Source organism: Herbidospora solisilvae (genome assembly GCF_009901565.1).
Taxonomy (GTDB): Bacteria; Actinomycetota; Actinomycetes; order Streptosporangiales; family Streptosporangiaceae; genus Herbidospora; species Herbidospora solisilvae.
Map to the genome: position 1 here is coordinate 301,620 of NZ_WXEW01000012.1, position 19,415 is coordinate 321,034.

A 19,415-nucleotide genomic window follows, 5' to 3' on the forward strand; every position below is an offset into this window, starting at 1 on the left:
CGCCGGATATTCCGCTATTCGCTACCTGCCTTGCCTTTTCCAATTATGAACCCAAAGGCCTCATCGCGCAGGTGGGCCTCCATGGCCTCCATGACCGCCTGCGGCGAGGCCGCACGCGAGAACGTCGCGATCACGTACCGGAGCGCATGGTCGAGCGGCCCCGTCGGATCGTAGGTGCCGCCGGTGCGGAGTCGGCCGCGCAGCCTGGTCGTGGGCCGCAACCACGGACGCCGACATCGGCTCGGCGCGCAGGTCGGCGTCACGAGGGCCGGTCAGCCACGTCCCGATGAACTCGGAACAGCCGCTGCCCAGGCTGGCGATCTCCTGTGCAGCCGGTATCGGCGCGGGGACACCTCGGCGTCCTATGTGTGGTGGGTCAGGACAATGCGGAGCGCGTCGGTGACGGCGGCGATGGCGGAGTTCGCCGTGGAGGCCTCCAGCCGGGCGTCGTGTCGTGGTCGGGGAAGAGCGCGTCTTCCTCGGATCGGTAGTAGAGGAAGAAGGTGCTGCGGCCCACACCCGCGCGGTTCGCGAAGACCGGCCAGGGCGCGGGGCACCGGGTCGAAGTAGGGGCCGGGCACGGCGAGCTCGCGGACGGAGTCGTCCCCCGGCCGCCTTCGAGGACCAGGTCGCGCACCTGGAGGTTGCCGTTGGGGCCGGGGGCGTTTGGTGCCGTTGATCATCCAGTGCAGGTTTCTCGCCTCAGGAGGACCCACCTCGGTAGAAGAGCAAGACCGCCACGCCGCCCCCCAGGCGACTGGAATCGTGGTCCGGTCGTCGAGTGCGCGCGGTGGCCAGGTGGCCCGACATCGTGCCATGCCAAGGCGGTAGGCCTATCTAAGCGAGCGGTCAAATATTCGAACCGGTCGCGACCCGATGACGCCGGTATTACCCTTCATCGGTGATCCACGGCATCGACGTGTCCGACTGGCAGGGCCCCGTCGACTGGTCGGCCCAGGCCGAGACCGACGCGGTGTTCGCCTTCGCGCGCGCCACCGAGAGCGACCGGCTCGCCGACAGCCGGTTCGCGGAGAACTGGGCGGCCATGGGGCGGGCCGGGTTCGTGCGCGGCGCCTATCACGTGGCCCGGCCGCTGGGCGACGCCCGTGCCCAGGCCAGGCACTTCCTGGAGACGGTCCGGCTGGCCCCCGGCGACCTGGCCGCGCTGGAGTTCAAGGCCACCGACGGCCTGCCCGCCGCCGAGGTCGCCGAGTTCGGCCGCCGCTGGTGCGCCGAGGTCACCCGCCGCTGCGGGCTGCTCCCGTTCGTCTGGACGCACCTCCACTTCGCCGCCGAGGGCAACTGCGAGGGCCTGGCGGACTATCCGCTGTGGATCGCCGACCCGGGCCGCCCGATCGGTCAGCCGCGGGTGCCCGCGCCCTGGTCCGGCTGGGCCATCCAGCAGTACGCCGCCAGCCCGCTCGATCTCGACGTCTTCGCGGGCACCGTGGCCGAGCTGCTCGCCCTGGGCGCCCCGGACCGGCGCGCGAAATAGGGGTGCGGGAATCCCGGTAGAGTCGGCCTGACATCCACGCTCGTCTTGTTTGAGGAGAACCATCGTGTCCGCTATCACCGTCACCGTCGCAGGGGTCGAGCGTTCGGTAGCGGAGGGCACGACGTACGGCGAGCTGCTGGAGGCCGACGGCCGGACCGTGATCGCGGCCCGGGTGCCCGCCGGCCTGAAAGACCTCGCCGCCCCGGCCGCCGACGGCGACGTCGTCGAGCCGGTCGAGATCGGCAGCGACGACGGCCGGGCGATCATGCGCCACTCCACCGCCCACGTGATGGCCCAGGCCGTCCAGGAGCTGTTCCCCGAGGCCAAGCTCGGCATCGGCCCGCCCGTCGAGAACGGCTTCTACTACGACTTCGACGTCAAGGCGCCGTTCACCCCCGACGACCTCAAGCGCATCGAGAAGCGCATGCGCGAGATCGTCAAGCAGGGGCAGACCTTCGCCCGCCGGGCCGTCTCCGACGACGCCGCCCGCGAGGAGCTGGCGGCCGAGCCCTACAAGCTGGAGCTGATCGGCCTCAAGGGCGGCGCCGCCGAGGGCGACTCGGGCGAGAGCGTCGAGGTCGGCGGGGCCGAGCTGACGATCTACGACAACCTCGACCCCAAGAGCGGCGACCTGGTGTGGAAGGACCTCTGCCGGGGTCCCCACCTGCCCACCACCCGCGTGATCCCCGCCTTCAAGCTGATGCGGTCGGGCGGCGCCTACTGGCGCGGCAGCGAGAAGAACCCGCAGCTCCAGCGCATCTACGGCACCGCCTGGGAGTCCCGCGAGAAGCAGGACGAATACCTCGCCTTCCTCGAAGAGGCCGAGAAGCGCGACCACCGCAAGCTGGGCGCCGAGCTCGACCTGTTCTCCTTCCCCGACGAACTGGGCTCCGGCCTGCCGGTCTTCCACCCCAAGGGCGGCGTGATCCGCAAGGTGATGGAGGACTACTCGCGCAAGAAGCACGAGGAGGCCGGCTACTCCTTCGTCAACACGCCCCACATCACCAAAGACAACCTCTACAAGGTCTCCGGCCACCTCGACTGGTACGCCGACGGCATGTTCCCGCCCATGGAGCTCGAGGGCGCGCGCTACTACCTCAAGCCGATGAACTGCCCGATGCACAACCTGATCTTCCGGGCCCGCGGCCGGTCCTACCGCGAGTTGCCGCTGCGCACCTTCGAGTTCGGCACCGTCTACCGCTACGAGAAGTCGGGCGTCGTCCACGGCCTGACCCGCGTCCGCGGCCTGACCCAGGACGACGCGCACATCTACTGCACCCGCGAGCAGATGCGCGGCGAGCTGGTCTCGCTGCTGCGCTTCGTGCTCGACCTGCTGCGCGACTACGGCCTCAACGACTTCTACCTGGAGTTGTCGACCAAGGACCCGGTGAAGTTCGTCGGCGACGACCAGACCTGGGAGGAGGCGACCGCCGTCCTGCGCGAGGTCGCCGAGGGCGAGAACCTCGAACTGGTCCTCGACCCGGGCGGCGCGGCCTTCTACGGCCCGAAGATCTCCGTCCAGGCCCGCGACGCCATCGGCCGCACCTGGCAGATGTCGACCATCCAGCTCGACTTCAACCTGCCCGAGCGCTTCGAGCTCGAATACACCGCCGCCGACGGCTCCCGGCAGCGCCCGGTCATGATCCACCGGGCCCTGTTCGGCTCGATCGAGCGCTTCTTCGGCGTGCTGACCGAACACTACGCGGGCGCGTTCCCGGCCTGGCTCGCGCCGGTCCAGGTGATCGGCATCCCGATCTCCGACGACCACGTCGCCTACCTGCAGGACGTCGCCAAGAAGCTCAAGGCCCACGGCATCCGCGTCGAGGTCGACGCCTCCTCCGACCGCATGCAGAAGAAGATCCGCAACGCGCAGAAGTCGAAGGTGCCCTACATGCTGCTGGCCGGCGACGACGACGTCGCGGCCGGGGCGGTGTCGTTCCGCTACCGCGACGGCGAGCAGAAGAACGGCGTCTCCGTCGACCAGGCGGTGGCCGAGATCGTCGACGCGGTGGAACGCCGCCTCGCCTAGTTGACGTCAAGTCGGCTTGAGGTCCTAGCGTCGTCAGGCATGACGACGATCAAGGAGTATCCGCCGGAGGTCCTGAACGGCCAGCCCCTCGGGGCGTGGACGGGCGAGGCCTACCGGCGGGTGGTGGGCGCGATCCGCGCCGAGCTGGCGGTCGAGGGGCTGACCCAGCCCCACTGGTGGACGATCAACCACGCGGCGGGCGCACCGGGCCGCTGGACCCGGGCCGAACTGGCCGAGCGCCTGTCGACGTGGGAGGACCTCGGCCTCGACTTCGACCAGATCTTCGACGACCTGGTCCGCTGGGGCTGGCTGACCGAAGACGACGGGACGATGACCCTGACCCCGGGCGGGGAGGCCGGCCGGCGGCGCGCCTGGGAGCGGCTGGCACCGGTCCTGGAGAAGACCCGCGCGGGCATCGACGAGGACGACTACGTGACGACCATCAACGTGCTGCGCCGGGTGGTCGCCAACCTGGGCGGCGACGGCAACCTGCCCGCTTGAGATCCGGCCGGTCGCTCGGGTTCGGCTGGTGGCTCGGGTTGGGTCGGTCGCTCGGGTTGGGCTGGTGGCTCGGGTTGGGCTGGTGGCTCAGGTTGGGCCGGTCGCATGGGTCGGCCGTCGCATGGGTTCGGTTGGTCGCATGGTGACCCGCGGATGTCGAGCTTGTTCGCGAGATCGAGGCGCGCCCATGGTGGAGCGCATCGAGCCGGCTCACCGTGGCCTCACCCCGGACATGCGAGACCGGGCTCCGCGGGGAGCCCGGTCGGGTGGTTCGGATGGTGCGCCTGGTCCTGGGGTGGCGGTCAGGCGGCGGCTTCGTCGGCCTTGCCCTCGCCGGGGAGCCTGACGTCGTCGACCGTGACGTTGACCTCGACGACCTCCATGCCGAGCATCTGCGCGACCGACGTCGCCACGCTCGACTGGACCTCGGCGGCGACCTCCATCACGACGTGGCCGTAGAGGATGACGATCGTGATGTCGATGGCGACCATGCCGTCCTGGATCTCGGCCTTCACGCCCTGGTTGGCGCGCTTGGACCCGAACCCGATGCGGTCGCGCACCGACTCGAAGGCGCGAGCCAGGTCGCCGCCCAGGTCGGCGACGCCGGGGACCTGCATGGCGGCCAGGGCGGTCACCTTCTCGACGACCTCGTCGGCGACGGTGATCTTGCCTTTCAGGCCCGCGACGGAGATCTGGGGAGCGGGGGCGCTCTCCTCGGCGACGGGGGCTTCTTCCTCGGAGGGGGTCTCGTTCTGGTGCTCGTACGCGACGTCGGTCACACGATCATCTCCTCAGGTCAGCAGGATTCTGCCGGAAGATCGAAGGGTTTGTCCGGCGTTAGGCCCGGTCGGCGGGGGTCGCGTGACCTGGTCCCCCTATGCTGGCCGACATGACAGACGTGCCCGACGCATTCGGACGGCTCTGGACGCCGCACCGGATGGCGTACATCAAGGGGGAGAACAAGCCGACCGGGCCGGGGTCCGGCGACGGCTGCCCGTTCTGCGAGATCCCGAAGATGGACGACGCCGACGGGCTCATCGTGGCCCGGGGCGAGGTCGTGTACGCCGTCCTGAACCTCTACCCGTACAACTCCGGCCACCTGATGGTCTGTCCCTACCGGCACGTGCCCGACTACACCGACCTCGACGCCGCCGAGACGGCCGAGCTGGCCGAGTTCACCCAGAAGGCGCTCGTCACGCTGCGGGAGGCGAGCGGCGCGCAGGGCTTCAACGTCGGGATGAACCTCGGCCACGTCGCGGGCGCCGGCATCGCCGCCCATCTCCACCAGCACGTCGTGCCCCGCTGGGGCGGCGACACCAACTTCATGCCGATCGTCGGGCACACGCGCGTCCTACCACAGTTGCTCCGGGACACCCGGGAGTTGCTCGCGCGGGCATGGCCCGAGAAAACGTCGTAAGGCTGCACTACCCTGCCTCGGGTGACGGATGGGTTCTCTGGTGCCCCTGCTGGGGAGGCTGTCGGCCGTGTGCTGGGCACACAGTCGGCCTCGCCCCTGTCGTTCTGGATCGGCCTCGAGCCGGGAAAGGTCGTGCAGCTCGACGAGGTGGTGGTGACGCGGCGCGAGGTGCCGGGCCACGGGCCGGTGCTGGTCGCCGGGGTGGTCACCCACGTCGAGGCCCGCCACGAGGGGGCCGCCTACGACTCCGACGTCTTCCTGATCTCCGAGGGGTCGCTGCCGGCGGCCGTCGTCGAGGTCGCGGAGGTGCGGGTCACCCGGGTCGAGCCCGAGGTGTTCGTGCCGCCGCTGCCGGGGGCGCCGGCGTTCCGGGCCAAGGGGGCCGACCGCGACCAGGCGCTCTACTTCGACGTGATGGAGCGCCGGGTGCCGATGGGCCTCGGCCGCGACGGCGAACCGGCCTTCCTGAACTTCGACTTCCTCGACGGCACCCGCGGCGCCCACGTGTCGATCTCCGGGGTGTCGGGCGTGGCGACCAAGACCTCGTTCGCGACGTTCCTGCTCTACTCGGTGTTCAACTCCGGGGTGCTGGGGCCCGAGGCCGCCAACACCAAGGCGCTGATCTTCTCCGTCAAGGGCGAGGACCTGCTGTTCCTCGACCACGCCAACACCCGCGTCGACGACACCGCCCGCGCCGCCTACGCCACGCTCGGGCTGCCCGCCCAGCCGTTCCGGAGCGTCCACGTGTTCGCGCCGCCGAGGCCCGGCGACGTCCACGGCGTGCCCCACGTCACGGCCCGCACCCAGGGCGTCAGCTCCTTCTACTGGACGCTGGCCGAGTTCTGCGACGCCGAACTGCTCCGCTACGTGTTCGCCGACGCCGACGACGAGAAGGCGCAGTACAGCCTGCTGATCGGCCAGATCGCGGCGCGGCTGAAGACGCTGGCCGAGCCGCTGGGCGACTCGGGCGCGGTCAAGGTCGACGACGTCGAGTGCCGCACCTACCCCCAGCTCGTCGACCTGATCGACGAACGGCTGGCCGACGAGTCGAGCCGGGCCGCCTGGACCGGCTTCCCGGCCTCGCTCGGCACGGTCAACGCGTTCCTGCGGCGGCTGCGCAGCTCGATCAGGTCGCTCACCCCGATCGTGCGCGGCGACCTCCCGGCCGGGCGGCCCCACTCGATCGGCGTCTCCGACGCCCAGGTCACCATCGTCGACCTGCACAACCTGCCCGAACGCGCCCAGCGGTTCGTGGTCGGCGTGGTGCTGCGCGGCGAGTTCGCCCGCAAGGAGCTGTCGGGCTCGGCCCGGCCCCTGCTGTTCGTGGTCCTCGACGAGCTCAACAAGTACGCCCCCCGCGACGGCGACTCGCCGATCAAGGAGATCCTGCTCGACGTCGCCGAGCGCGGCCGCTCGCTCGGCGTCATCCTCATCGGGGCCCAGCAGACCGCCTCCGAGGTGGAACGCCGCATCGTCGCCAACTGCGCGGTCCGCATCGCCGGGCGGCTCGACCCCGCCGAGGCCACCCGGTCGGAATACGGCTGGCTGACCGGCACCGCCCGCGACCGGGCCACCATCGCCAAACCGGGCACCATGTTCGCCGTCCAGCCCGAGATCCCCGTGCCGCTGGCCGTGAACTTCCCGTTCCCCGCCTGGGCGACCCGGCCCTCCGAGGCCGGGACGGCCCCGGCCACCACGCGACTCGACAGAGATCCGTTCGCCGGGCTGCCCGCCCCCGAAGACGACATCCCCCCGTTCTGAGAGGCGTGTCATGAAGATCCTGCACACGGCCGACTGGCACGTCGGCAAGGTCCTCAAGGGCCGGGGGCGTCACGACGAGCACCGCGCGGTGCTCTGGGAGCTGGTGGGCGTGGCCCGCCGCGAAGACGTCGACCTGGTGCTGGTCGCCGGCGACCTGTTCGACACCTCGGCGCCGACGCCCGAGTCGCAGGGCCTGGTCGTCAACGCGCTGATGCAGTTGCGGGAGGGCGGCCGCGAGGTGGTCGTGCTGGCCGGCAACCACGACAACGCGCAGCTCCTGGAGGTCTACCGGCCGGTGCTGGGGGCGTTGGGCATCCACGTGTCGGGGCTGTTCCGGCGGCCCGACCAGGGCGGGCTGATCGAGTTCACCGCCCGGACCGGCGAACCGGTCAAGTGCGCGGTGCTGCCGTTCCTGTCCCACCGCCACGTGGTGCGGGCCGCCGAGCTGATCACCGAGACGACGGCGGAGCACAACCGCAGTTACGCCGACCGCTTCGGCCGCCTCGCCGAGGCGCTGACCTCCGGCTTCACCGGCGACACCGTCAACCTGGTGACCACCCACGGCACCCTCCCCGGCGGGAAGATGGGCGGCGGCGAACGCCAGGCCCAGACGATCTTCTCCTACTACTTCGAGTCGACTGCGTTTCCCCCCACCGCCCAGTACGCCGCGCTGGGCCACCTCCACCGGCGGCAGCAGATGCCGGGGCCGTGCCCGATCTGGTACAGCGGCTCGCCCATCGCCGTCGACTTCGGCGAGGAGAAGAACCAGCCGGGCGTGCTGATCGTCGAGGTCGAGCCGGGCACACCGGCGAAGGTGCGCGAGGTGGCCCTGGAGAAGCCGAAGGTGCTGACCACCGTCACCGGCAGCCTCGACCGGCTGGAGGCGATGGCCGCCGACCTGGGCGACGCGTGGCTCCGGGTGATCGTGGCCGAGAAGCCCCGGGCGGGCCTGGCCGACACCGTCAGGGAGCTGCTGCCGGGCGCGCTCCAGGTCGACCTGCATCCCGACTTCCGGCCCGCGAGCGTGCGCAAACGCCAGGCGACCGGCGCGGGGAGGGGCCCGCGCGACCTCGTCCGCGAATACCTGGCCGCCTCGGGCAAGGACGTCGAGGCCCTGGGCGCCCTGTTCGACCGCCTCCACGACGAGGTGACCCGCTGATGCGCCCGATCCGGCTCCACATGGAGAACTTCGGCAGCTTCCGGGCCGCCGCCGACGTCGACTTCGCCGAGGTCGACTACTTCGCGCTGGTCGGCGCGACCGGCGCGGGCAAGAGCACCGTCATCGACGCCATCTGCTTCGCCCTCTACGGCAGCGTGCCCCGGTGGGGCAAGGAGAACGTCGTCGCCTACGCGCTGGCCCCCTCCGCCGCGTCGGGCAAGGTCGCCCTGGTCTTCGAGGTCTCCGGCCGCCGCTACGCCGCCGTCCGCACCCTGCTGCGCGACGCCAAGGGGACCGTCCGCACCAAGGAGGCCCGGCTCGACCTGCTCGACCCGTCGATCCCCGCCGACGCCGACCTGGTCGAGCTGACCGCCACCTCCCGGCCGGTGGCCGAAGGCGAACAGGTCGCCGCCGAGGTCGCCCAGGTCACCGGCCTGGAATACAAGTTCTTCACCCAGTGCGTGGTGCTGCCCCAGGGCCGGTTCGCCGAGTTCCTCCACGCCACCCCCAGCGACCGCCAGGACCTGCTCGTGCAGCTCCTCGACGCCGACGTCTACGAACAGGTCCGCAAGGCCGCCGTCGCCGAGGAGAGCAGGCAGAACCAGGCCGCCGAGTTCGCCAGGGGCGAGTTGTCCCGCCTCCACGACGCCGACGAGAGGGCCGAGGAGGCCGCCCGCGAGCGCGCCGCCGCCCTCCACACGTTGTCGGAGCGGGTCGGCGCCGACCTGGAGGAACTCCGCGCCCTCGACGAGGCGGCCAAGACCGCCGACGCGGAGCGGGTGACCGTGCTCCGCGCCCTGGCCCAGCTCGGCGCGCTCGCCCTCCCGGGAGAGGTGCCCGGCCTGGCCGAATCGGCCCGCCGCGCCACCGAACGCGCCGAGACGGCGGCCCGGGAACAGGCCCGCCTCGACGCGCTGGAGGAACAGGCGGAAGCCGAACTGGAGGCCCTGGGTGACCAGACCGCCCTCACGCGGGAACTGGCCGACCTGACCGACCGCACCCGCCGCACCGCCGAAGCCGAGGCGGCCCGCGCCGAGGCCGACACGGTCACCGCCCAACTCGCCGAGGCCGCCGAGACGCTGGCCACGGCCTTCCGCGACTACGAGGAGGCCGACCGCCACCTCACGAAGACCCGAATCGCCCACACGGCCGCCGACCTGGCCCGCACCCTGACTCCGGGCGACCCCTGCCCGGTCTGCCACCAGCTCGTCTCCGCGCTTCCCGGCAGCCCTGGACCGAACGACTTGCCCGCGCGTGCGGGGAGCGCTCAAGGAGTCAGCGCGCGTGTCGGCGGTCCGGAGCCGTATCGCTCTGACCCGACCGCCGACCAGCGGGCCGGTCTCTCCCCGGTCGAGGAACTCGCCGCTGCGGAGCGCCGATTGGCCGAGATCCGTGAGAAGGGCCAGCAGGCGCGCACCCGGCATGACGGTCTCGCGGCCAAGGCCGAGCTCCTCACCACCCGCGCCCGTGAGCTGGCCGCGACCCCGCCGCCCGACCCCGACAGGGTCACCGCGATCGAGAAACTCCTCGCCGCCATCGACACGGCCGCCGGAAAGGTCGGGAACATCCGGCGCGACGCCCGCGAGGCCCGTCGCCAGGCCGCTCAGGCCGCTCGCACGGTCGAGGAGGCCCGGCGCAAGGCCGAGCAGGCGTGGCGGGATCTCAACGCGGCGCGTGACACCGTCGCCGCCTTCGTGCCGCCGCCGGTCGATCCCGGTGACGTCCACGCCGCCTGGACCGCCCTGCTGGCCTGGCGCGATGACGCCGCGGCCGCGCGCAAACAGGAGGCCGGGGCGGCCGAGGCGCGGTTCGAGCGGGCGCGGGCCGCCGCGCAGGAGGCCCGCCGGGTGCTGGCCGAGCGGGTCGCCGAACACGGTGTCACGGTCAACTCTGGCGACCGGATGGCCGAGCAGGTCGCCCGAGCCGCCGCGCAGGCCGACGAGAGGCTCGCCCGGGTGCGGGAGGCGCGCGAGCGCGCCGCCGACCTGGCGAAGCGCGTCGCCGATCACGAAGGTCAGGCGCGGGTCGCCCACGAGCTGGCGCTGCTGCTGCGGGCCAACCAGTTCGAGCGCTGGCTCTGCGCCGAGGCGCTCGAGTTGCTCGTCGCGGCCGCCTCCGAGACGCTGAAGGACCTGTCCGACGGCCAGTACGAACTGGTGCTCGGCGGCCGGGGCGACATCGAGGTCGTCGACTACGCCGAGGCGGGGCTGCGCCGCAGCGCCCGCACCCTGTCGGGCGGGGAGACCTTCCAGGCCTCCCTGGCGCTCGCGCTGGCGCTGTCCGACCAGGTCGCGGGGCTCGCGGCGGCGGCCGCCCGGAGCCTCGACTCGATCTTCCTCGACGAGGGGTTCGGCACCCTCGACCCGGCCACCCTCGACACGGTGGCCGCCACCCTGGAGAAGCTCGCCTCCGGCCATGAACGCATGATCGGCGTCGTCACCCACGTTCCGGCCCTGGCCGACCGGGTTCCGGTCCGGTTCGAGGTCTCCCGCGACGCCTCCGGCTCCCACGTCAGAAAGGTGGTTCGGTGACCACCACGTACCACGCCCCCGGGTTCAGCGTCGATCCCTGGGACCCCGGCTACGGCGCGAGCCTGGCCTTCGAGGCCGAGATGGAGGGCAGCAGCGCCGCCCTCACCCTCGACGTCGAGATCCCCGTCCTCCAGTGGCGGCCGATCACGCCCGGCGCGACGACGAGAGCGCCCGAGACGCTGCTGATCGCCGACGGCGTGCGCCGGATCGACGCCCGGGTCTGGGTCGACGACCCCGAGGGCGGCATGCCCGCGCCCGGCATCGCGGCCTCCTACGCCGCCGGGATCGTGCGGTGCGGCGAGGGGGCCGAGCCCGTCGCGGTCGAGGTCAGAAGGGGGGTGTTCACCCCGGCCAAGGGGGTCGCCGACCTGGTGGCGGGGCCGGTGACGTACACCTCTCACGAGGTGACCGGCGACGACGACGGGTCACTGGCGCTCCAGCAGAAACTGACCGAGCTCGAAGTCGACCTGGCCCTCGGATATCGCGCGCAGACCGGGCACGACGAGTTGCTCGTGGTCGACGGGCCGCTGCGGGGGCGCACCCACCTGGCCAACGCGGTCGGCTACGTGAAGACCCACCACACGTCCTATCTGCCGCCGGCCCAGTCGGCCGTGGTGAGCGACCTGAAGCCGGGCCAGCGCACCCCGGTCTTCTTCATGGGCACCAACTGGAGCCGCTACGCCTGGTACCTGCGGCTGCCCACGATCTCGACGGCCCCGTGGGCCGGGATCGCCCGCTGCGAGGCGGGCGCCGACCTGTCGGCCGAAGACGCCGTCGAGCTGGCCGACCGGGTCACGGTGGCGCTGCCGCCGATGGCCGGGGTCGACTACAAGGACCCGAGGGCGCCGCAGAACCTGGTCCCGATCGGCGGGCTGGAGAAGCTGCTGCGCCACCGGCTAGGCGACGCGCGTCTGCTCTACCGTGCCCTCCGCACGGCCGCCGTCGCCGGGTGAGGCCCCGTCGAGCTGGATGGCCCTGATCCCGGCGCTCAGCACCAGCGGCACCGCCAGGGCCAGCGCCATCGAGAGCACGGCCGCGCCCGAGTCGTTCACCAGCATGCCGACGCCGCCGCTGACCAGCGCGCCGAGCAGGCCGGCCTTGAGCGTGGGCGCGCGCTCGAACGCCACGGGCAGCACCCCGGCCGTCGCCGCGCCCGGCCGCAGCACCGCGAACACCAGGAACGCCACGGCGGCGATGACGACGGGCATCAGGTTGGGGCTGAGCAGGGTGCCCAGCATGGCGTCGAGCTTGCGCGCGATGACCGGCCAGAACGTGCCGTCGAAGATCTGCCCGACGAACCGCCCGAGGTGGGTGCGCGAGCCGGGCGGGCGCCGGTAGTCGAGATAGGCGATGGCCAGCACGGTCACGCCGCCCGCGACGCAGAACAGGCCGAGCTTCCAGACCGACACCCGCCGCCCGGCCACGATGAGCGCGGCGACCGCGATGCCGGGCACGAACGCGATGACGCCGCCGAAGTCGCTGCCGACCCCGGGCCAGCCGCCGAGGATCATCGCGAACACGCCCAGCCCGGCGATCAGGCCGACCGCGAGCGGCCGTCGGCCGTGCCGGACCAGCGTGTCGGCGACGGCCGTGGCCACCAGCAGCACCGCCGTGGCCAGCAGTGCGAAGGGGATGTTGCCCAGGCCGTAGTAGCGGGCCCCGACCACGCCGGTGTAGCCCATGACGCTGTTGAGCTGCAGGTGCGTCCCGGAGAGGAGATCGCCGAGCAGCACGGCGGCGGTGACGCCCGCCACGACGATGAGCGGCGCCAGGATGTTCTCCGGCCGGGTGAGCCGGGCCGCCCGCAGCGCGAGCACGGTGAGCACGACGTCGCAGGCGACCAGCCCGCCGACCAGGGTGAGCGTCGGCGCGGGGCCGGCCTCCCAGGGCGTGAGGTTGATCAGGTACGTCGACACCGGGATCGAGGCCAGCGCCACGGCGGCCACCCGGACCACGCCCAGCGCCGACCGGCGGCGCAGCAGCAGGAACGCCGCCCCGTAGAAGAGCACCTGCAGCACGGCCAGCGTGGTGAAGAAGATCCCGCCCATGTTCCGGATCGTCTGCCCGGCCGTGTCGGCGTTCCTGAGCCGGTCGACGGCCTCGTCGAGCGGGATCGGCTCGCCCGCCCGCAACGGCTGCCCGATGACGGTCGGCGGGATGGCGGCGGCCTGGCCGGCGGCGCTGAACAGGGTCGCGGTCAGGTCGGGCAGGATGATCATGTCGTCGCGGTGGGTGGAGCCCGAGCCGAGCAGGCTGGTGCCGGTCGTGCCGGGCGCCCGCATCATCGCCACCCGCAGGTGGGGCACCGGCCCGTGGTCGGCCAGCCCCGCGACCAGCACGGTCGCCGTGGCGGGCAGGTTGGCCAGCACCGCTCCCACCTGGGCGTCGGCCTGCCGGACCGCCGCCGCCCGGTCGGCCGTTGCGACCGCCTCGGGCTCCCGGGAGAGCTTCCCGTCGGCGTCGATGTAGGGGCGGATCAGCGTGTCGACGTCGACCGCGATCACCGGCGCCGACCAGTCGGCGACCTGGTCGACGGTGGCGTGGTAGCGGTCGACCGAACCCTGTGCGTCGGACAGTGCCAGCACCGCGCCCGGACCGACCGCCGTCGTGCCGGGCAGCACGCCGACCGACCCCGCGGTGGGCACCCCGGCGACCGAGGCGAACCAGCCGAACTCGTGCAGCCGGTTGGTGCCCTCGACCGGCTCGGGCGGCAGCCCGCACCGCGAGCCGACGGCCGACCTGATCCCGGCCGACACCGTCAGCCATCCGTCGTAGGGGCAGGTGATGGTGCCGACCGCCTTGACCGACAGGGATCCGACGGCGCTCTCGCCGGCCAGCCGCCACAGGTTGGGGGTGTCGCCCTCGGTGACGTCGCTCCACATCAGGCCGGGCACCCCGATGAGCGCCACCTGCCCGGGGTCGTCCGCGTGGGCCGCCGCCGGCGTCCCCCACACGATCGCGACCAGCATGGCCGTGACCATCCCCGCAGCCCACCGCCGCACGGTGTCCCCCTCTGTCGACGCATCAGGCACACGGCACCGTAGGGGGTCGGCGTGCGCCGCGTCCAGCGTCAACGGCGGGTGATCGGGGAAGGGGCGCGTATATGCGACTCGGACTCGGCCTGCCGTCTCTCGGCCACCTCGCCTCACCCGCCTTCATCGCGTCGGTCGCCCGGCGGGCCGAGGAGCTTGGCTACCACTCGTTGTGGGTGGGTGAACGCCTGCTCGACCCGGTCAAGCCGCGCAGCCGCTATCCCGGGACGCGCGACGGGAACCTCCCGGAATCCATGAAGATCGCCTATGACCCGGTCGCGACGCTGACCTTCGCCGCCGCCGTGACCTCCCGGATCACGCTCGGCACGAGCGTCCTTTGCATGCTGCTGCACAACCCGGTCGTGCTGGCCAAGCAACTGGCCACGCTCGACGCGCTGAGCGGCGGCCGGTTGCGGGCGGGCCTGGGCCAGGGCTGGTCGCTCGACGAGATCGAGGCGGCCGGGAACACGCCCGTCGGCCAGGGGCGCCGCAGCGACGAGTTCGTCGCGGTGCTCCGCGGCCTGTGGACGGCCGGGACGACGGCGTACACGGGGGAGTTCTTCACCGTCCCGGAGACGGCCTTCGAGCCGAAGCCGGCCTCCCCGCGCATCTATCTCGGCGTGTACGCCCCCCGCGCGGTCGAACGGGCCGGCCGGCTGGCCGACGGGTGGCTCCCGGGCGGGTTGCCGCTGGAGCTGCTGCTGCCCCTGCGGGAGACCCTGTTCGAGAGCGCCCGCAAGGCCGGGCGGCCGGAGCCGGAGGTGGTCGTGCGGGCTAACGTCCGCTTCACCGGGACCCGCCGGCGGCCCTTCCAGGGCACGTGGGCGCAGATCGAGGCCGACCTCGCGGCGTTCCGCGAGGCCGGCGTCGACGAGGTGTTCCTCGACTTCGTCCTCGACGACGCGACCCTCACGGAGGAGGGGTTCGTCGAGCGGATGGAGAGGGCGGCCCGGATGTGAGCCCGACTCAGGTCACCAGCATCGGTTGGCCACGCAGAGGGGCAGGTCGCCGGGTGAGGGCGGCTGGGGGTCGTCGGGCATGGGCGATCCGGTCGACGCGCTCGCCCCGTTGTTGAACCAGGCCTTCACCCCGCCCAGGTCGTCGTGGACGAGGTAGTCGGCCCGGCGGTCGCCGTTGATCTCGGCCAGGCCGACCCGGCTGCGCACCGCGCCGACGCCCGCGGCGATCTCGCCGGCCGCGAGCCAGGCCGGTCCGGAGCCGCCCCGGTTGTTGATCCAGGCGCGGAGCTGGCCGTAGTCGCCGACGACGAGGTAGTCGTCGCGGCGGTCGCCGTCGACGTCGGCGAAGGTCACCGTGGATCCGGCCGCGCCGACGCCGGAGGCGATCTCGCCCTGGCTGCTCCACGAGACGCCGTCGCCGGTGCCGATGTTGCGCCAGAACCTGACCCGGCCCTGGTCGTCGACCACGAGGTAGTCGTCGCGGTTGTCGCCGTCGACGTCGGCGAACCTGATCTGGTCGCGGGGGGCCGCGCCCGAGGCGAGCCGGCCCTTGCCCGACCAGGCGACGGCGTCCCCGGCGCCGCTGTTGAACCAGGCGTCGACCTGGCCCTGGTCGCCGACGACGAGGTAGTCGTCGCGGTTGTCGCCGTTGAGGTCGGCGAACCTGATGCGGTCGCGCGGGCCGGAGCCGGAGGCGACCTCGCCGCGGTGGTCCCAGCCGACCCGATCGGCCTCCCGGACGTTCAGCCAGGCCTGGACCTGGCCCTGGTCGCCCACGAGGAGATAGTCGTCGCGGCCGTCGCCGTTGAGGTCGGCGAACCTGACCTGCTCCCGGGGCGCCTCGGTGGAGGCGATCTGCCCTTGGCGGTCCCACGGGTCGGGGCGGCCGTAACGGTCGTTCAGCCAGGCGGCGACCTCACCGGCGTCGTCGACGGTCAGGAAGTCGTCGCGGCCGTTCCCGTCGATGTCGGCCATCGCCAGGCCGGCGCCGCCGACTCCCACTCCGCCGGCGACGGCGCCCTGGTAGATCCACGGCCGGTTGCCGCCGACGTTGTTCAGCCAGGCCCGGAAGTAGCCCTGGCCGTCGACCACGAGGTAGTCGTCGTCGCCGTCCCCGTCGAGGTCGTGGAAACGCACCTGGTCGCGGGTGGCCCCGACGCCCGAGGCGATCTCCCCTCGGTAGGACCACGCCCCGCCTCCGGGGGTGAACTGATTGAGCCAGGCGCGGACCCGGCCCTGGTCGTCGACCACGAGGTAGTCGTCGCGGCCGTCGACGTCGACGTCGGCGAACCGCACCTGGTCACGTGTCGCGCCCACACCCGTGGCCACGACGCCTTGCGACGCCCATCCGACCGCGTCACCGGTGCCCGTGTTGAGCCACATGGAGACCTGGCCCTGATCCCCGACGACGAGGTAGTCGTCGCGGCCGTCGCCGTTCAGGTCGGCGAACCGCACCTGGTGGCGGGGGGCCGCCCCGGTGGCGATCTCACCGATGTGGTTCCAGCCGCCGCCCTGGCCGGCGCGGTTGTTGATCCAGGCTCTCACCTGGCCCTGTTCGCCCACCAGAAGGTAGTCGTCGCGGCCGTCGCCGTTCAGGTCCGCGAAGCGCACCTGCTCCCGGCTCGCGCCGGCGACCGAGGCGATCCTGCCGACGTAGTTCCAGCCGGCCGGGGCGGGGCCCGGCGGGGGCGGCGCCGGGTTGGCCGGAGCCGGCGTGCAGGGCCGGTCGTCGCCCTGGAGCGCGGGCATGATCAGGCCCTCGTCCATCGCCGCGTTGATGGCGGCGTGGTAGGCGTCGGCCATCTTCCGGTAGCCGTTGTTGTTGGGGTGCAACGAGTCGGCCAGGTCGGCCGCGGTGAACCCGAGGGCGCCGTTGCCCACCAGCCTGACCCGTCTGCCCTCGGTGCGCAGGAGGGTGACGAGGGCCGGGAGCCGGGAGTTGTACATCGCGATCAGCGAGTTGTCCGTCTGGTCCTTCGCCGGCACGAGGCTGGAGAGGATGACCGTGGTGAGCGGCGACAGGTCGGTGATGCTGCGGACCAGGGTGCCGAGGCGCAGATGGGCGGTGTCGGCGCCCTCGTCGTTGGCCAGGTCGTTGGTCCCGATGTGCAGGACGACGACGTTGGGCCGGTGGCGGTTGATCGCGCACTCGGCCGCCAGCCGGTCGATCTGGCTGATCCGCCAGCGGGGATGTCCCTCGTGGTCGGTGTCGGCGATGTGGCCCTGCCCGGAGTCCACGGAGCCGACGAAGTCGAGGGTGCTCGTGTCGTCCTGCAGCAGGTCCCACAGGCGGGCCCGGTAGCCGACGCCGCCGGGGTCACCGCCGACGCCGTGGGTGATCGAGTCGCCGAGCGGCATCACCCGCAGCGCGGTCGTGCGGGGCATCCAGCCCAGTTCCATGGCCCGCTCCACGGTGCTCGCCGTGGTTCCGGGCCCCCGTCCGCGCACCACGCCGGCCAGGGTCCGGAAGAAGCCGGCGGACGAGCCCCACCAGCGGGAGACCGTGTTCGCGACCGAATCGAACCCGTCGCCGATCGTCTTGAAGACCGAAGACCACGAGCTCTTCGCGGTCCACGGGCCGAGCCAGGCGTCCCAGACGGCCGCGGTGATCGCCTCCAGCACGAGCGCCGCCAGGGCCCGCTCCCAGAAGTGCCAGTCGTCCGACGGGCCGTGCTTGAGCGCGGTGATCAGCAGGATGAGCCCCTTGCTGATGATCACCGCGAGGCCCGCGCAGATCCCCTTGGCGAAGTTCGGGTTCGCCATCACAGGGACGAGGGTCAGCACGCACACGATCCGGAACACGACCCCGCCCGCGGTGACGCTGACCCACATCAGCACCTCCTCCCACCAGGTCAGGTCGCCGATGTGCACGTCGGCCCCGATCGTGACCGACAGGCCCGTCGCGGTCACGGTGAACGCGCCGTCGAACTCGCGCGGTTCCAGGTCCTCCGCGCCGGGGAAGTCGGCCGGATGCGCGGCGATCTCCTCCTGGATCGTCTCGCTGAGCAGGTCGTTGCGGTTGTTGAATTCGGTCGCCCAGGCGGTCAGGTCGGCCCGGTCGAACCCCGCGGGCATCGGGAAGTCGAGCGTGATCGAGGTCGCGGCCCGCGCGGCCGGCTGGAAGCCGATCTGGAGCAGCATCGACAGGATGACGAGCAGAGCGGTCAGGACCCTGCTGGTTCTTCGTAAACGGGATGTGGGCACGGCCCCTCCACCGGTGTCCTGCCTCCGGCCTGGCGCCGGCGGGCAGGTTGATCAAAACCCGCCCGCGTCATCGAACGGTGAAGGGGGAGTGAACGGAGGCGGTCAATCCTCGCCGTCGGGGTCGTCGAGGAGGCGGCGCAGGAGCCGCTCGTCCTCGGCGGCCAGGTCGTCGACGAACCTGCGGAGCACGCCCGAGCGGTCGGGCTCGGCCTGGAGCAGGGCGGTCATCCGCTGGGCCACCAGGTCGGCCGGCTCGACCAGGGCGCTGTAGCGGTGGGAGCGGCCCTCGCGCCGCCGGGTCACCGCCTTCTTCTTGTGCAGGCGGGTCAGCGTGGTGACCACGGCGCTGTAGGACAACTCGCCCTCGGGCGCGATCAGGTCCCTGACCTGGCGGGGGGTGAGCGAGCGGCCCGCCTCGCGCAGGGCCGTCAGGATCGCGGCCTCCAGCCCGCCGGGCGGGCGGCGCCCGTCGCGGTCACCGGGGTCCGTGGTCATCAGGGTCCGTGTTCATCGGGGCACCACCCTATATCGGGACGTTCCGGATCTCATGGCAGGCTGATGCCCCGGAGGTGCCCGCATGTTCGATCACTTCGTGGTCTCGGTGGTGGTCGTGCCGCCGCTGGCCGTGCTCGTCGCCGCGCTCGTCGCGGGGCGGCTCGCCCCCGCGCTGGCCGCGCGGGTGCTGACCTGGTCGGCCGTGGTGGTCGCGGTGGCCGGGACGGCGAACCTGCTGGTGTTCGCCCTCCACGCGGTCGCCGAACTCCCGGCCGTGGCCCGTCTGATGGGCTGGTCCGACCGGATCGTCCGGGCCGACGTCGCCGAGGTGCCGTGGGTGTCGTGGGTGTGCGTGCCGCTGCTGGCGGCGGTGGTCGCCACGGTCGGGTGGACGCACCGGCGGCACCGCCGCGACCTGCGGGCCGGGCGGTCGTTCCCGCGCCCCGACGGCGACGTCCTGCTCGTCGACGACGCCGCCGTGACGGCCTTCGCGGTGCCCGGCCGGCCGGGCTGGGTGGTGGTCACCCGCGGCATGCGCGACGCGCTGACTGACCCGCAGTACGCCGCGCTGCTCGCCCACGAGCGGGCCCATCTCGACGGCGCGCACCACCGCCTGGTGCGGCTCGCGGAGCTGGCCGGGGCGGCGCATCCGGCGCTGCGCTGGGTGAGCGCCCAGGTCGGCTTCCTGGTGGAGCGGGCCGCCGACGAGCGGGCGGCGGCCGAGGTGGGCGACCGGCGACTGGTGGCGCGGGCGGTGGGCCAGGCGGCGCTGGTGGCGGCGGGCCGCCCCGGGCTGGGGCGGACGCCGAGCGTGCTGCACGCGGCGGCGGGC

14 protein-coding genes are annotated in these 19,415 nt (G+C 72.6%); 10 read left to right on the forward strand and 4 right to left on the reverse strand.

Going from position 1 to position 19,415, the window contains the following annotated elements; genetic code table 11:
• The first annotated feature begins 901 nt into the window (after positions 1-901).
• From GT755_RS35410 to GT755_RS35420, 3 genes are all read left to right on the forward strand, one after another.
• The gene (locus tag GT755_RS35410) at positions 902-1,495 is read left to right on the forward strand and encodes a glycoside hydrolase family 25 protein (protein ID WP_161483915.1); all 594 of its coding nucleotides are present in this window, start codon (positions 902-904) and stop codon (positions 1,493-1,495) included.
• A 64-nt stretch (positions 1,496-1,559) separates the two neighbouring features.
• A complete protein-coding gene (gene thrS, locus GT755_RS35415) occupies positions 1,560-3,524 on the forward strand; it encodes a threonine--tRNA ligase (RefSeq protein ID WP_161483916.1) in 1,965 nt (654 codons plus the stop codon).
• 39 nt (positions 3,525-3,563) lie between these two features.
• On the forward strand, positions 3,564-4,025 hold the full coding sequence (locus GT755_RS35420; protein WP_161483917.1) for a MarR family transcriptional regulator: 462 nt from the start codon (positions 3,564-3,566) through the stop codon (positions 4,023-4,025).
• A gap of 302 nt (positions 4,026-4,327) precedes the next feature.
• Here GT755_RS35420 and GT755_RS35425 read toward each other — a convergent pair whose 3' ends face one another.
• Positions 4,328-4,804 carry an Asp23/Gls24 family envelope stress response protein gene (locus GT755_RS35425; protein WP_161483918.1) on the reverse strand — a complete coding sequence of 159 codons (477 nt, stop codon included), beginning with the start codon at positions 4,802-4,804 and terminating at the stop codon, positions 4,328-4,330.
• Positions 4,805-4,914: 110 nt separating this feature from the next.
• Here GT755_RS35425 and GT755_RS35430 point away from each other — a divergent pair, with 110 nt between their 5' ends.
• From GT755_RS35430 to GT755_RS35450, 5 genes are all read left to right on the forward strand, one after another.
• On the forward strand, positions 4,915-5,442 hold the full coding sequence (locus GT755_RS35430) for an HIT family protein (RefSeq protein ID WP_231515693.1): 528 nt from the start codon (positions 4,915-4,917) through the stop codon (positions 5,440-5,442).
• Positions 5,443-5,511: 69 nt separating this feature from the next.
• Entirely contained in the window at positions 5,512-7,203 is a 1,692-nt protein-coding gene (locus tag GT755_RS35435) for an ATP-binding protein (RefSeq protein ID WP_328794731.1), read from the forward strand.
• A gap of 10 nt (positions 7,204-7,213) precedes the next feature.
• Positions 7,214-8,362 carry a metallophosphoesterase family protein gene (locus GT755_RS35440; protein WP_161483920.1) on the forward strand — a complete coding sequence of 383 codons (1,149 nt, stop codon included), beginning with the start codon at positions 7,214-7,216 and terminating at the stop codon, positions 8,360-8,362.
• Positions 8,362-10,893 (forward strand): AAA family ATPase, encoded by a 2,532-nt coding sequence (locus GT755_RS35445; RefSeq protein ID WP_161483921.1) that lies wholly within the window; start codon positions 8,362-8,364, stop codon positions 10,891-10,893. Before GT755_RS35440 ends, GT755_RS35445 begins: the two co-directional genes overlap by 1 nt.
• Positions 10,890-11,846, forward strand: a complete 957-nt coding sequence (locus tag GT755_RS35450) for a hypothetical protein (RefSeq protein ID WP_161483922.1) — start codon at positions 10,890-10,892, stop codon at positions 11,844-11,846. Before GT755_RS35445 ends, GT755_RS35450 begins: the two co-directional genes overlap by 4 nt.
• Here GT755_RS35450 and GT755_RS35455 read toward each other — a convergent pair.
• The gene (locus GT755_RS35455) at positions 11,790-13,895 is read right to left on the reverse strand and encodes an alkaline phosphatase family protein (protein WP_161483923.1); all 2,106 of its coding nucleotides are present in this window, start codon (positions 13,893-13,895) and stop codon (positions 11,790-11,792) included. The genes GT755_RS35450 and GT755_RS35455 overlap by 57 nt on opposite strands.
• 101 nt (positions 13,896-13,996) lie before the next feature.
• On the opposite strand from GT755_RS35455, the gene GT755_RS35460 reads away from it, so the two are divergent.
• Positions 13,997-14,884 (forward strand): TIGR03619 family F420-dependent LLM class oxidoreductase, encoded by an 888-nt coding sequence (locus GT755_RS35460; protein ID WP_161483924.1) that lies wholly within the window; start codon positions 13,997-13,999, stop codon positions 14,882-14,884.
• A 12-nt stretch (positions 14,885-14,896) separates the two neighbouring features.
• On the opposite strand, the gene GT755_RS35465 is transcribed toward GT755_RS35460, so the two are convergent.
• Both GT755_RS35465 and GT755_RS35470 read right to left on the reverse strand, forming a co-directional pair.
• A complete protein-coding gene (locus tag GT755_RS35465; RefSeq protein ID WP_161483925.1) occupies positions 14,897-18,088 on the reverse strand; it encodes an FG-GAP-like repeat-containing protein in 3,192 nt (1,063 codons plus the stop codon).
• A 102-nt stretch (positions 18,089-18,190) separates the two neighbouring features.
• Positions 18,191-18,583, reverse strand: a complete 393-nt coding sequence (locus GT755_RS35470) for a BlaI/MecI/CopY family transcriptional regulator (RefSeq protein ID WP_161483926.1) — start codon at positions 18,581-18,583, stop codon at positions 18,191-18,193.
• A gap of 82 nt (positions 18,584-18,665) precedes the next feature.
• Here GT755_RS35470 and GT755_RS35475 point away from each other — a divergent pair.
• On the forward strand, positions 18,666-19,415 hold a 750-nt coding region (locus tag GT755_RS35475), incomplete at its 3' end, for a M48 family metalloprotease (RefSeq protein ID WP_161483927.1).